The 13,962-nt window shown below is 48.4% G+C and carries 12 protein-coding genes; 3 read left to right on the top strand and 9 right to left on the bottom strand.

Annotation, left to right across the window (positions count from 1 at the left end; translation table 11 throughout):
* Positions 1–473, top strand: a 473-nt coding sequence (locus HKN88_10665; protein ID NNC98518.1) for a hypothetical protein, incomplete at its 5' end; no start/stop codon positions are given.
* Between the two features lie 102 nt (positions 474–575).
* On the opposite strand, the gene HKN88_10660 is transcribed toward HKN88_10665, so the two are convergent.
* The 9 genes from HKN88_10660 to HKN88_10620 all read right to left on the bottom strand — a co-directional run bounded on the left by HKN88_10660 (position 576) and on the right by HKN88_10620 (position 11,572).
* Positions 576–1,217: a glutathione S-transferase family protein gene (locus tag HKN88_10660; protein ID NNC98517.1), complete on the bottom strand. Its 642-nt coding sequence runs from the start codon at positions 1,215–1,217 to the stop codon at positions 576–578.
* A gap of 14 nt (positions 1,218–1,231) precedes the next feature.
* Positions 1,232–2,872, bottom strand: coding sequence for an AMP-binding protein (locus HKN88_10655; GenBank protein ID NNC98516.1), 1,641 nt, complete (start codon positions 2,870–2,872; stop codon positions 1,232–1,234).
* Positions 2,873–2,992: 120 nt separating this feature from the next.
* Positions 2,993–4,804, bottom strand: coding sequence for an acyl-CoA dehydrogenase (locus HKN88_10650; protein NNC98515.1), 1,812 nt, complete (start codon positions 4,802–4,804; stop codon positions 2,993–2,995).
* 67 nt (positions 4,805–4,871) lie between these two features.
* Positions 4,872–5,708, bottom strand: a complete 837-nt coding sequence (locus HKN88_10645; protein ID NNC98514.1) for an SDR family oxidoreductase — start codon at positions 5,706–5,708, stop codon at positions 4,872–4,874.
* A 17-nt stretch (positions 5,709–5,725) separates the two neighbouring features.
* Positions 5,726–6,910: an acetyl-CoA C-acyltransferase gene (locus tag HKN88_10640; protein ID NNC98513.1), complete on the bottom strand. Its 1,185-nt coding sequence runs from the start codon at positions 6,908–6,910 to the stop codon at positions 5,726–5,728.
* Between the two features lie 58 nt (positions 6,911–6,968).
* Positions 6,969–9,104 carry a 3-hydroxyacyl-CoA dehydrogenase gene (locus HKN88_10635; protein NNC98512.1) on the bottom strand — a complete coding sequence of 712 codons (2,136 nt, stop codon included), beginning with the start codon at positions 9,102–9,104 and terminating at the stop codon, positions 6,969–6,971.
* A gap of 251 nt (positions 9,105–9,355) precedes the next feature.
* The gene (locus HKN88_10630; GenBank protein ID NNC98511.1) at positions 9,356–9,598 is read right to left on the bottom strand and encodes a hypothetical protein; all 243 of its coding nucleotides are present in this window, start codon (positions 9,596–9,598) and stop codon (positions 9,356–9,358) included.
* Positions 9,599–9,621: 23 nt separating this feature from the next.
* A complete protein-coding gene (locus tag HKN88_10625; GenBank protein NNC98510.1) occupies positions 9,622–10,053 on the bottom strand; it encodes a DNA polymerase III subunit chi in 432 nt (143 codons plus the stop codon).
* A 13-nt stretch (positions 10,054–10,066) separates the two neighbouring features.
* Entirely contained in the window at positions 10,067–11,572 is a 1,506-nt protein-coding gene (locus HKN88_10620) for a leucyl aminopeptidase (protein NNC98509.1), read from the bottom strand.
* Positions 11,573–11,761: 189 nt separating this feature from the next.
* Here HKN88_10620 and lptF point away from each other — a divergent pair, with 189 nt between their 5' ends.
* Positions 11,762–12,886 (top strand): LPS export ABC transporter permease LptF, encoded by a 1,125-nt coding sequence (gene lptF / locus HKN88_10615; protein NNC98508.1) that lies wholly within the window; start codon positions 11,762–11,764, stop codon positions 12,884–12,886.
* A complete protein-coding gene (lptG, locus tag HKN88_10610; GenBank protein NNC98507.1) occupies positions 12,883–13,947 on the top strand; it encodes an LPS export ABC transporter permease LptG in 1,065 nt (354 codons plus the stop codon). The genes lptF and lptG overlap by 4 nt, the downstream gene beginning before the upstream one ends.
* Positions 13,948–13,962: the final 15 nt, after the last annotated feature.

The raw sequence follows: 13,962 nt of genomic DNA, 5'->3' as shown, positions 1-13,962 counted from the left end.
AACCCAAACTCGAGCACTCGGAAGTAAACAAGTTATATCAACTGGAAAAAGAAGCCATGCAGGCGTATCGCGCGGGCGATTATGCGAAAGCGTTTGAAAAGCTGAGTATCACCGCACCTCAGGGGCTTAAGCAGTCGCAATTCTATATGGCCTATTTGTATCTCAAGGGTCAGCATGTGCAGATGTCAATGCGAACCGGAATGGGCTGGCTGGGTGTGGCCAAAGAATCCGGGCGCAAGGAAATGCTCGAACTATTTGATGGTTTGTACTCTAAGTTTAATGCGGCACAACAACAGGCAGTGGATGCGGAAGTAGAAAAATACATTAGCGAGTATGGCATGCAGGCACAGAATGTGGTGTGTAAAAAACGTAAAAAAGTCGGGCGTAAACGCATGTTGCTGGAATGTATAAAAGTACCCGTCAGTATTGAATATGAGATACACAAACAACCCAACCCCATGGTTTTGTATTAAACGATAGTATTTATATCAAATTATTCATGCCTAATTGCAGATAAAGTAAAACCGGTGATAAGCCGGTTTTTTTAAGTTTGAGTTGAATATAAGCAAGCGACGTCAGTCATTTTGTGGAGGCAAATCCGCTGCATAATGCTTGTGCACTTTCTGATAAAAATCTTGAGAACGGATGCCGTCACGCCATTGCTTAATGTTTGGGTAAGCGCTCACCTCAAACCCGATCATTTCCAAGGGGTCCATGGCTGCGATCATGCTTACATCTGCCAGGGTCAGTTTATCGCCAGTCAACATAGAGTGGGATTCAAGCTGTTTTTCAACAATTGGCATGTATTGTTTTAGAAACTTCTCACCATCCGCCATGCTCTGTTCATCCACAGGTACGCCCATGGTGGGAGCAAAAAATTTGTTAAACAAAACCTTTCCTACGTTTGCCAGAATATGCTTACTGGAAAAATCAATCCATTGATCGACTTGAGCGCGAGCTTTTATCTCTTGTGGATAAAAATCAGAGGGATTCTTGTTGGCGATATAGCGGGTGATGGCATCACTTTCAAACAGGCAAAAATCGCCTTCTTGTAATGCCGGAACCTTGCCCACCGGATTGATTCTCAAATGATCGGGAACCTTGTGTTCGCCTTTGCTCAGTTCAACATGTACATAGTCAAAGTCTTGGCCCACTGCTGTGGCTGCCAGACGGGTTTTATTACTGGGTGCAGATAAAAAATGGCCATAGAGTTTCATAATATTTATCCTGTTTAAACGGTTAATTCCCGTGTGGCTTGTTCTTCTTCTTTGAGCATGCGGCGTAGTATTTTGCCCACATTGGATTTTGGCAGTTCTTCACGGAACTCCACAAATTTTGGCACTTTGTAACCCGTCATATTTTCACGACAATAGGCAATTACTTCTTCTGCAGTCAGGGAGTCATCCGCTTTGACCACAAACAGTTTAACCGCTTCACCACTTTTGGGATGCGGGACGCCAATCGCTGCAGACTCAAGCACCTTGTCCATATTACTCACCACTTGTTCGATCTCGTTGGGATACACATTGAATCCGGAAACCAGGATCATGTCTTTAATGCGGTCAACGATTCGAATGTAACCGTCTGCGTCAATGATTCCGATATCGCCTGTTAAAAAGAAACCATCCGGAGTTATAACTTCTTCAGTGGCTTCCGGTCGTTGCCAATAACCTTTCATGACTTGAGGACCACGGATAGCTATTTCGCCACGCTCTCCTTGAGGAACAATGTTGTGATCCGGATCCATTAATACAATTTCAGTGTCTTTGATTGCTTTACCCACAGTACCGATGCGAATATCGTTCAGCGGGTTGGCTGATGCGACGGGTGAGGTCTCAGTCAGGCCATAGCCTTCCGCGATCTCGACACCGGTCAGATCAGACCAGAGTTTGCTGACATCCGGGGTCATGGCCATGCCACCGGCGTTGGATACTTTGAGATTGGAAAAGTCCAGTGAACGGAATCCTTCGTGATGTAGCAGACCGTTGTACAGAGTATTTAGGCCAATAAAGCCGGTGAATTTATGCGGTTTGAGCGCGTCAACCACTGAATCAAAATCTCTCGGATTGGGAATTAAGACACTGTGATTACCAAGCCCGAATACCATACTGCAATGCGTGGTAAATGCGTAGACATGATACAAGGGAAGTGGAGCTGCGAAAATTTCTGTGCCTTCCCCCAATGTTCCTTCGGTAAGTGCATAGACCTGTTTAAAGTTGGCGGTCAGGTTTCCATGACTGAGCATGGCGCCTTTGGCTACCCCGGTGGTACCACCGGTGTATTGCAATACGGCTATATCGTCAGGACTGACATTTGCATCCTGTGGGGGTTTTTCTGAGCCGAGTTTCAAAGTTTGTTTAAATTTAACAGCGTTGTCAAAATGGAAATCGGGCACCATTTTTTTGACTTTTTTTACAACCAGGTTCATTAAATTGCCTTTCAGGGTGCCGTGCAGATCACCGATCTCGGTCACAATCACTTGTTCAACGGTGGTGTCATTCATCACACTGGCAGCAGTATTGGCTATATTGGCCAGAACCACCATCACTTTTGCACCGGAGTCATTAAGTTGGTGTTCAACTTCACGGTCGGTGTAAAGTGGATTGGTGTTAACCACGATCATACCGGCACGTAATATTCCGAAGACCACAACCGGGAATTGCAATAAATTTGGTAATTGCACAGCAACCCGATCGCCCGGTTTTAAGTTGGTATGGTTTTGTAAATAACTGGCAAACTGGGCACTCAGGCGATCAATGTCGGCAAAACTCAGGGTTTTGCCTAAACAGGTAAATGCATCATTATTCGCGTAGTTTTTACAGGCTTGATCGATCAGTTCGTTGAGAGTGGTGCACTCTAGTGCTGCTGGCATTGCTTGCCTCCCTTGGTGTTTTTATAGCGTTTCATCATAACCGATAACGGCTTTTATCCAAAGAAAAACCCTGTTTATCAAAAATAAACAGGGTTTCAATACTTCTAATGCTTATTCGGATTAATACGCGAAGGCATCTACATTCATTTGCATCAGGTTTTCCGAACCGGATTCCAGGCACAGGGAGTGAGCCTTGGAGCGTGGCATGATGCGTGTCCAGTAGAATTCTGCCGTCTGAATTTTGGCTTTGTAGAAATCCGGATTATCGGCCGTGCCGGCATCAAGGATCTCCTGCGCCTTAACCGCAGCTTTGGCCCACAGGTACCCGTAAGTCAGGTAGCCAGCAAACATCAAATAGTCAAATGATGCGGCCCCGACTTCTTCCGGGTTCTTGAGAGCTTTAAGACCAATATTGCGAGTGAAGCCTGTCAGTTTGCCGGCATTGCGGTCCACTTGTTTGATCAGTGCCTCAATGATCTTGCTGTCGTGATTTTTGTTCTCATCACAAAACGCTTCGATCTCTTTGATGTACGGTTTTAAAACTTTACCGCGGGTCCCAAGCACTTTACGACCCAACAGGTCTATCGCCTGAACACCGGTAGTTCCTTCATACAGCATGGATATACGCGCATCACGCACGTTTTGTTCCATGCCCCATTCACGAATAAACCCATGACCGCCGTAACATTGCAGGCCGTGGTTAGCAGATTCAAAACCGGTTTCACTCATGAAGGCTTTAGCGATCGGAGTTAACAGTGCCAAACGGTCGTCGGCTGCTTTGCGTTCTTCTTCACTTTCAGCCGCCGCCTGGATGTCCACATACTTCGCCATGTAAGCGGTGAACATGCGACCACCTTCGGCAAATACTTTTTGGGTCAACAACATGCGGCGTACGTCCGGATGCACAATGATCGGATCCGCAGGAGATTCCGGATTATCACGCTTGCCTAAAGCACGCATTTGCACACGGTCTTTAGCGTAGGCCAGTGATTTCTGGAAACCGAGTTCGGCGTGCGCCTGACCTTGAGTGGCAACTCCCATGCGCGAAGTATTAATGAATGTGAACATGCAACGCAGGCCTTTGTTTGGCGGACCAATTAAAAAGCCTTTGGCGCCATCAAAGTTCAACACAGCCGTCGCATTGGCGTTGATGCCCATTTTGTGCTCGATCGAGCCACAGTTCACGGCGTTACGCTCACCCACATTGCCATTCTCGTCGAGATTGAATTTAGGAACGATGAATAATGAAATACCTTTTGTGCCTTTTGGTGCATCCGGTAAACGTGCCAATACGATGTGCACAATATTTTCTGACATGTCATGCTCACCGGCCGAGATAAAGATCTTTTGACCGGTAATGTTATATGAGCCGTCAGCATTGGGTTCGGCCTTGGAACGTAACAAGCCGAGGTCGGTGCCACAATGCGATTCGGTCAAACACATGGTGCCGGTCCATTCACCGCTGATGAGCTTGCCCAGATAATCGTGAATTTGTTCTTCTGTGCCATGGGCTTCAATGGTGCGCATCGCGCCATGCGATAAGCCCGGATACATCCCAAACGACTGGTTGGCCGATGAGGTGATCTCGGCAATGGCCAGACCCACAGATTCCGGCAAGCCTTGACCGCCATGATCGGCAGAATGGGTCATGGAAGGCCAGCCCATTTCTACATATTGTTGATAGGCCTCTTTGTAGCCTTTGGGGGTAGTGACCGAACCGTCTTCGTGCCAGGTACAGCCTTCTTCATCACCAGATCGATAAATCGGGACTAATACATTTTCAGCAAATTTGGCGTATTCCTCAAAAATGCTTTCCATCAAGTCGCGATCGGTTTCGGCGTACTGTGGAAATTTCTTGTAATGCTCCGGGTAGTCAAACAACTCCAGATAAGTGAAGTTCAAGTCGCGGAGTGGGGCTTTATAATCGGTCATAGCGTGGTTCCCAGTGAATTTCAGACGCGGATTGTACCTCAGACGCCTGTAAATTTAAACAATCGTTTTAATTGCCTTTCGGCGTGGTTTGCATAAAGTCCTGCATTTGTATCGCATCCTTGTCCTTTAAGATGCTGCTGCGAAGGTCTTGCATGGTAGTAATCCATTTCTGATAATCGGCATTCATGAATTGTGTGTATTTGGCCACTACTCGATGCGGCATGATCATAAATTGTTCATTATTAATGGCTTGCACACAGATCTCGGCCACATCTTCGGCTTCCAGAACTCCGTCGCCACGTTGCTGTTCGCTGTCGTCTGGGTAGCCAGTCATATTGGTGGCTACGTATTGTGGGCACAAAACCGAAACTCCGATGCCATCATGACCATGGGTAATGGCCAGACTTTTCGCGAATGCAACCGAGGCATGTTTGGTCGCGGTGTAGGCGGCGTCGCCCATTTGCGCAAGCAAGCCGGCGGCCGAGGCGGTATTGAGCAAATAGCCGCTGCCTCGTTCACGCATTTCCGGTATAACCGCACGCGCGGCATAGACTTGCGACATCACATTCACGTCCCAGCATTTTTGCCAACCGGCGTTACTGCCACCGGCAGCCGTCCAATCAGGGCCGTCACTGATGCCCATGCCGGCGTTGGACACAAAGATATCTATCTGTCCAAACGCTGAACGGGTTTGCTCAACCAAGGCCTTGATGTCGTCTTCATTACCGACATCACAGCGAACTGCGAGTCCGTTGATCTCCTGTGCCAATTTTTCTGCGGCTTCCAGATCCAGATCCGCAACCACAATAGAGCGTGCACCATGCTGAACAAATGCACGACACAAGGCGCGCCCAATTCCATGGGCACCGCCAGTGACAATACAAACTTTATTTTTTATGTCCATTAATTTCTCGATTATTCTTAGGCGACTTCAAAAAGTCCGGCTGCACCCATGCCACCGCCAACACACATGGTGACGACCACGTACTTGGCACCGCGACGTTTGCCTTCGATCAAGGCGTGACCAACCATGCGCGATCCGGTCATGCCGTATGGATGGCCGATGGAAATACCGCCGCCGTTCACGTTGTATATTTCCGGGTCAATGCCCAGCTGATCACGACAATACAATGCTTGAACCGCAAAGGCCTCGTTCAATTCCCATAGGCCGATGTCTTCAATTTTGAGTCCGTGCAGTTTGAGTAGTTTAGGGACTGCGTAAATTGGCGCGATACCCATTTCTTCGGGTGCGTTACCCGCCACGGTCATGCCGCGATAAATTCCCAAAGGTTCAAGACCACGACGTTCGGCTTCTTTGCGTTCCATCAAGACTTGGGCTGATGCGCCATCTGATAACTGACTGGCGTTACCTGCGCTGATCGTGCCACCCTCAATAACCGGATTCAGGGATTGCAGTCCTTCCAGGGTGGTGCCTGGACGGTTTCCTTCATCTTTACTCAAGGTTACTTGTTCAAACGAGATCTCTTTGGTTTCTTTATGCATAATGCCTTTGGTCGCGGTGATCGCAACGATCTCATCGTCAAATTTTCCGGCCGCTTGGGCAGCAGCTGTGCGCATTTGTGACTGGTAAGAATATTCGTCCATCGCCTCACGGGGTACACCATATTTTTTGGCAACATATTCCGCCGTTTGTAACATCGGCATATAGGCATTGGGTTGCAAGGCCAAAAGATTCTTATCGACCGTTGGCCCTATGGCTTTATAGTAATCGGCTTGTACCGCAGAAATGTTTTCCTGACCACCGGCCAGGGTGATATCCATACCATCTACCATGATCTGCTTGGCGGCTGTAGCCACGGCCATCAGGCCCGACGAACATTGGCGATCAATGGTTTGACCCGGCACGCTGGTTGGTAACCCTGCGGTTAACAGTGCATTACGTGCAATATTGTTTCCTGCAGTGCCGGCATTCAAAACCGAACCGATCACGCAATCTTCAATTTCACCACCTTCTAGCCCCGCACGTTGTACCGCGTGCTTAATGGCGTGGGCGGTCATGGTTGGTGACTTGATGTTGTTCAATGCACCGCGATAGGCGCGACCAATGGGCGTGCGGGCTGTGGATACTATGACTGCTTCTCTCATGACATCTACCTTTATTTAGTGTTATCAGTTAACTAATATTTACGTAACGAATCTTTAACTATGAGGCTTGCTTAAATGCGGGCGGGACATAGTCGCTGAATTTTTTGCCCTCGGCGGCCAATTGCACCAGCACCGGAGCCGGGGTAAACCACAGCTTGCCGTAATCACCGAGTTCATCGCGATACTTTTCAATCGCGGCAAGCACTTTGTCCAGACCGATCTCATCGGCGTATTGCATCGGGCCGCCACGGAAACCGGGGAAACCGTAACCGTAGACATAAACTACATCCACATCACTGGAACGGTAGGCCACACCTTCACCTAAAACCTTGGCACCCTCATTGATCAACATATAAACCGTGCGTTCCAGGATTTCCTGTTCACTGATCTCGCGTTGACTAACTCCGTGTTGTTCGGCCAGCTCGGCGGCGATCTCGATCACTTCGGGGTCTTCGATCTTTTCACGACCTTTATAGATATAGGCGCCGCGTTTGGTTTTTTGGCCATAGCGGCCCAGTTCATACAGACGGTTGGCAACCGCAGCGTAACTCGGGTCAGCCGCGAGCTCTTCCTTGCGGGCTTGGCGGGTCAGGTAGCCCACATCAATTCCGGCCAGGTCCATCACACTGAGTAAACCCATAGCAAAACCGAAATCATATAAAACACCATCAACCTGGGCAGGACTGGCGCCTTCCAGTAACAAGCGTCCCGCTTCACGACCGTAGGGTTCAAGAATACGGTTTCCGATAAAGCCCCATTGATTTTCTGATACCACGGGGACTTTGCGAATACTTTGTGCCATTTTAATACTGGTCATGAGCACGTCGTCAGCGGTTTTGCCGCCACGCACGATCTCGAGTAATTTCATGACATTGGCTGGACTGAAGAAATGCAGACCGATGACATCTTCCGGGCGTTTGGTTGCGGCAGCGATCTCGTCCACGTCCAGGGTGGAGGTATTCGACGCCAAGATCGCCCCGGGCTTGGCGACTGTATCCAGTGCTGAGAACACTTTCTTTTTGATGTCCATGTTCTCAAACACGGCTTCGATGATCAGATCAGCGTCTCCCAAGTCAGAATATTCAAGCGTACCGCTGAGTAAGTCCATTCTTTCGGCAACTTGTTCCTCACTCATGCGACCTTTTTTGGCACTGATCTCGTAGTTGTTGCGGATCACGCCAAAACCGCGGTCCAGGGCATCTTGTTTGAGTTCCAATACCGTGACTGGAATCCCAACGTTCATAAAATTCATCGCAATCCCGCCGCCCATGGTGCCGGCGCCAATAATGGCAACTTTTTCGATCTTGCGTAAGGGTGTCTTTTTATCGATACCGGGAATTTTGGTGGCCGCACGCTCGGCAAAGAACAAATGTTGTTGGGCGCGAGCTTGTGGAGTTTGCATGCACTGCATAAACAGTTCGGCTTCTTTGGCCAGACCTTCGGCCAAATCCAGTTCACAAGCCGTTTCCACACATTGAATGCATTTTTCCGGCGCAACATATCCACGGGTTTTACGTGCGATACTTTTTCTAAAATCGGCAAAAAAGTTTTTCGGGATCGCAGCGGTGTCGACGCTGAGGTCGGCACAGGTTTTAAGCGGTGCGTCTGTGGCGACCAGCTGTTTGGTATAAGCAAGCGCGGCGCTGAGAAAATCACCTTGGTCGCTATGCAGCGCATCGACAAATCCTGACGCTTGTGCATCTTGAGCCGAGACCGGTTTACCTGACACGATCATTTCTGTGGCTTTCACGGCACCGGCCAAACGTGGTAAACGTTGCGTGCCGCCGGCGCCAGGCAATATGCCCAAGTGTACTTCCGGTAATCCCAGTTTGGCGCGCGGGTGAGCAAATCGGTAATCGCAGACCAGACACAATTCCAGACCGCCGCCCAAAGCCATACCGTTGATCGCGGCAACCACCGGTTTGCTGCTGTTTTCAATTTCGTTCAAGACATTCGACAACAACGGTGCTGCACTCATTTTTGCTGTACCGAATTCACTGATGTCGGCACCTCCACAAAATAATTTTCCCGATGAGGCCAGAAGGATGGCATCTATAGAATCGTCTGCTATCGCTTGACGATAATTATCCAGAATGCCTTGACGCAGTGCTTGACCAAGACCATTCACCGGAGGGGAGTTCAGTGTCAGGATGGCGATGTTGTCGCGTTTTTCATAGCTAGAAGCGTTACTCATGGTTAAGCCTTTCAGGTGTTTTTTAGTGAGCGATAGCGCTGGGTCAGATATGATACGACAGGCATTTGATATTCACATAATTTATTATGTGAATTAGTATTATTATATAATTTTATGAATTTCAAACTAGTGTTTGAATGCACTTTTAAGCCATCTGGTCAGAAAGTCGGCAAGCCGTTAAAAGCAGGTAAAGTCAGAAGTTTGTTGCAATTGCGCAAGAGAATACTAACAGCTGCTGAATAATCAAGCGTTTACTCGCTTGACTCGGTATCGTTTTGCAATTGGCTCACTAAATTATCAATCAGATCGGGCACCAGGTCATTGACCGCAGCCGTGACTTTTTCTCTGAGTTCGGCTTGTGCTGCTGCCTTGATCATTTCAGCATTTTTGACTTTGCGAGTCAGTACCGGGATCTCAACCGTTTTAGTGAAATCCTTTTTCTTGTTGCCATTACGGGATTTCTTTTTTTTATTGTTTTTTTTGCGCGGTGCCATGCGGGTAGTAAAATTCCTTGTATTCAGAGTTCATGAGTATTCAGCGTACAGGATTGCTCGCGATATTGTTTATACCGCACACGACTTTGCTGACGATCCTGTTGCTTGCCAGGTACGATTTCGGCAATCCGTTCAAAACGTGCATAACCCTCCGGAATTTTTCCCGACAGGTTTATAAGTAAATTGGCCTCAGTGTAGGCATTGCTGTTTTCGCTTAGAACCACGTGACAATGCTCGGAAGTAATTGCGTTTTCTGGTTCGATCTCGTGCGGTATAAAACTTTGTTCTTTATAAGTCCAGAGCTTTTCATCCAATGCTTGCAATTGCTTTTGATCTTGCCCAAGAATCAAAACCCGAAAGCCTTGTTGTAAGGCTTTTTCAGTCAGACGGCAGGTGACCACATCCTTGGAACGCGGTTGGTTTTCCGGAATAATGTAAAAATCAACCTGCGTCATAACTGTTTACTATTTACTTTTTGAGGTCTAACAAGTACTGACAAAGCAGCGGTACCGGTCGACCGGTTGCTCCTTTAGCCGCGCCGTCTTTCCACGCCGAACCTGCGATGTCGAGATGTGCCCAACGCATGCCTTCGGTAAACATGGACAAAAAGCTGGCCGCTGTGATACTGCCGGCCGGGCGACCACCGACATTGGCAACGTCGGCAAAGTTGGTTTTCAGTTGCTCATGGTATTCGGGGCTGAGAGGCAAGCGCCAGGCTTTGTCACATGCGCTGTCACCGGCTTTGAGTAGAGCTGCCGCGAGTTTGTCGTCCTTGGATAACAAGGCCGAGTGGTGGGCACCCAGGGCGATCACACAGGCCCCGGTCAGGGTTGCCATGTCAATTATGGTTTCCGGTTCAAAGCGTTTGGCGTAACTCAGGGCGTCACACAAGATCAAGCGTCCTTCAGCATCTGTATTCAAGATCTCAATAGTGATGCCTTCCATGTTGGTGACCACATCGCCGGGTTTATTGGCTGCACCATCCGGCAAATTCTCGGAGGCCGGCACAATACCAATAATGTTGAGCTTGAGATTCATTTCTACAGCCGCTTTGATGGTGCCAAAAACGCTGGCGCCACCGCACATATCGTATTTCATTTCATCCATTTTGCCCGGAGGCTTCAGGGAAATACCACCAGCATCAAAGGTCAGTCCTTTGCCGACCAAAACATGCGGCTTTTGGCTTTTATTGCCACCGTTATAGGTGAAAATAATCATCTTGGCCGGTTCACGGCTACCGCGTGATACTGATAGCAGGGCGCCCATGCCAAGTTTTTCCATATCTTTTTCTTGTAATACTTTCACACTCAGTTTGCTGCTGTCTTTGGCCATGGCTTTGGCGGTTTGTTCAAGATAGCTGGGAGTACAGTAATTACCGGGTAAGTTGCCCAATTCCTTGGCAAAGTTCACGCCGTTTCCGATTGCCGCGCCGTGTTTGGCGCCCTTGCGGGCATCACTGGCCGATTTGGCATTGCTCACAAGCAACGTCATTTGAACAAGATGATGCGCGCCCTGGTCTTTTTTCGACAAGGTAGTGGTGTAGTGATACAAGGCGGTTTCACATTCTTCCACACTCGCGCGTGCCAGATTGTAGGCCTTGGCGCCACGTACCGTTTCTGCGGTTAGTGCATTGACGATATGTTTAGAGCGGGTTTTTTTGGCGGCCTTTACCGCAGCTGCGGTGGCATTGCGCAGTTGCTTTTCTTTGAATTCGCTTTTTTTGCCACAGCCCACCAACATCAGACGTTGTGGTGCATCTTCGGTAAACATGGGTACCAGGCAAGTTTCACCGATGGTGCCTTTGAGGTCGCCTTGTGCAATCAGATCTTCCAACTGCCCGCCCAATTCTTTGTCGTAGGCGCTGGCGGCTTTGCCTGCAATCGCGAGACCGTTTTCGGCGTCAGAAAAAATAGCGAGTAGGGTGCAATCCCCATCGAGTTGCGTGACTTGTCGTGTGCTAATTTTGTATTGCATGCATTACTCCCGAGCTATGCGTAATCAGAAATTGATATCGATTGGTGAAATAACAATCACAATGATTTCTGGTTTTAACCAGAGGCTTGTTCTACAAATCAAAGCGCTGGAAATGAACCATTGTCCTGGTCGATACACTAAACGACAACTATAGCGTAAACTGTTGCTTTTGGCACTTGGAATACCCGTTTGTTTCGACTTTTAGACCGTTATATCCTGCGTGAGATTTTCTGGACCTGGATTGGAGTAACCGGGGTCTTGCTGGTGATTCTGTTAAGTAACAAATTCTCGCGCTTTCTGGGCGAGATCGCCGCCGGTAGTTTACCCAAGGAGGCAATTTTTTCTTTACTCGGGTACGCGAGTATCTACTACTTATTGATCTTGATCCCAATCGGCTTGTTTTTGGCGGTTTTGTTGGGCCTTGGGCGCATGTATCAAGACAGTGAAATGTCGGCCATGCGTGCATGCGGAGTCGGGCCCTGGCAGTTGTATCGACCAATACTTGTGTTTGCCGGTCTACTTTGCCTGACTTTGTTCTGGCTCTCGATGGAAGCCTCACCCTGGGCTGCACGTCAAACACTGCAAGTCCGCAACACCGCTTTAGCTGAAGCGCAATTGGGAAATCTGGAGCCGGGTAAATTTTTAACTGCGGATTCCGGCCGGATCGTGTTTTATGCCGATGCAAAAAACCCGGAAGGGCAATTGACGGATATTTTCTTACAACAAAATAATCAAAGTTCGAGCAAGGAATCACAAGCTCCTCAACAACTGGTCACTGCCGAACGCGGCTATCAGAAAAGCGCGGATGAAAGCGGTCAAAAACTTTTCATTCTGCAAGACGGGGTACGCTATTTCGGAATTCCGGGAAGTAGCGACTATGAAGTCGTGCATTTTTATGAACACGGTATTCCGTTTCAGGTTTCGGTCAATAAAGGTGCCGAACCGGGACCAGGGGAATTGCCCTCACGTGAGATTCGAACGCGCACAAGCCTGGAGTACATTGCAGAAATGCAATGGCGTTGGTCGATCCCGGTCTCGGCATTTTTACTGGCATTGTTAGCTTTGCCATTGAGTAAAACCAATCCTCGGCAAGGACGTTTCGGGAAAGTCGCCATCGCAATATTGCTTTACATCGTGTACGCAAATCTGATGGCCTTAAGTAAGGCCTGGGTGGTGAAAGGCGATATATCTCCTGCCTTGGGCATGTGGTGGGTGCACGCGATTATTGTGTTCATAACAGCGATTTTTCTTCTGCGACATTATGGTCTGCGAGGATTATTCTTTGGTCAACCGGCGAACAAGGTGGCGGTATGAAGATTATTGACCGCTATGTCTTGAAAACCCAATTGATCGCGGTTTTACTGGTCTTGTTTGTACTGGTTGGCTTGGCTGCGTTTATTGGTTTCTTGGGCGAGGCTGAAAAAGCCGGTTCGGGTAATTACACCATGCTCGACGCCCTGGGATATGTGTTTATGACCTTGCCACAGGTTGCCATTGATATGTTCCCAGCCGCAACCTTGATTGGCAGTCTATTGGGTCTGGGTGCCTTGGCATCGCGCTCGGAGCTTATCGCAATGCGTTCAGCCGGCGTGTCAATTGGTCGTTTGGCTATTTCCGTAGGGATTGTCGGGGTGATCCTGATGACGGCAGCAACCGCAGTCAGTGAATTTGTCGCGCCTCAAGCCGAAGCTTATGCCAAACAGGAACGCAGTTTAAAATTAAATCGCAACTTTTTATTAGCCGGTGAACAAGGCGTATGGTTCAAGGATGGTGACAGCATTGTAAATATTTCTCAATGGCGTGACCCCACTTCAGTCGGTCAGATAAACCAGTTCCATTTTGACAGGAATCATTCGCTAATTTCGATCACCCGAGCCAAACAGGGTGAATACAATAATCAAGAATGGCAACTCAGTGAAGTACTTGAGTCGGAGTTTAATCCGGAATCAGTAGCAACATCACAACGGGAAAAATCCAGCTGGAATGTGAATCTCGAGCCGCAGACCTTGCAACTCTTTTCCGTTGAGCCTGAGCATTTAAGTAGTAAGAATCTTTACGATTACACCCGATTTCTGCGAGCTAACGGCCTGGAAACCCAGCGTTACGAAGTGGCTTTTTGGTCGCGTATCGCAACCAGCACCTCAATCGTGTTAATGAGTTTACTGGCTTTACCCTTTGTGTTTGGTTCGCTGCGTACCGGTAATACCGGTGTGCGACTGTTCATGGGTGTATTTATCGGCATCAGCTATATGACGGCCAACAAAATGTTGGTTGGCACTGGAGAGGTGTATGGTTTGAATGCTTTTCTGAGTGCCTGGCTACCAACTTTCCTGTTAGGTTTGGTCACCTTTGTCGCGCTACTGCGAACCCGCTGATAATATTCAAAAATA

The organism is Gammaproteobacteria bacterium, from assembly GCA_013001575.1.
Taxonomy (GTDB): domain Bacteria; phylum Pseudomonadota; class Gammaproteobacteria; order Steroidobacterales; family JABDMI01; genus JABDMI01.
Note: the sequence above shows the minus strand (reverse complement) of the source record. Positions and strands in the feature narration are given on the sequence as shown.

Excerpts from the sequence above, each read along its gene's own strand:
- HKN88_10660 (NNC98517.1), bottom strand. The coding sequence starts at position 1,217 with ATGAAACTCTATGGCCATTTTTTATCTGCACCCAGTAATAAAACCCGT.
- HKN88_10630 (NNC98511.1), bottom strand. The coding sequence starts at position 9,598 with ATGGCACCGCGCAAAAAAAACAATAAAAAAAAGAAATCCCGTAATGGC.
- HKN88_10655 (NNC98516.1), bottom strand. The coding sequence starts at position 2,872 with ATGCCAGCAGCACTAGAGTGCACCACTCTCAACGAACTGATCGATCAA.
- lptG (NNC98507.1), top strand. The coding sequence starts at position 12,883 with ATGAAGATTATTGACCGCTATGTCTTGAAAACCCAATTGATCGCGGTT.
- HKN88_10645 (NNC98514.1), bottom strand. The coding sequence starts at position 5,708 with ATGGACATAAAAAATAAAGTTTGTATTGTCACTGGCGGTGCCCATGGA.
- HKN88_10650 (NNC98515.1), bottom strand. The coding sequence starts at position 4,804 with ATGACCGATTATAAAGCCCCACTCCGCGACTTGAACTTCACTTATCTG.
- HKN88_10635 (NNC98512.1), bottom strand. The coding sequence starts at position 9,104 with ATGAGTAACGCTTCTAGCTATGAAAAACGCGACAACATCGCCATCCTG.
- HKN88_10620 (NNC98509.1), bottom strand. The coding sequence starts at position 11,572 with ATGCAATACAAAATTAGCACACGACAAGTCACGCAACTCGATGGGGAT.
- HKN88_10640 (NNC98513.1), bottom strand. The coding sequence starts at position 6,910 with ATGAGAGAAGCAGTCATAGTATCCACAGCCCGCACGCCCATTGGTCGC.
- HKN88_10625 (NNC98510.1), bottom strand. The coding sequence starts at position 10,053 with ATGACGCAGGTTGATTTTTACATTATTCCGGAAAACCAACCGCGTTCC.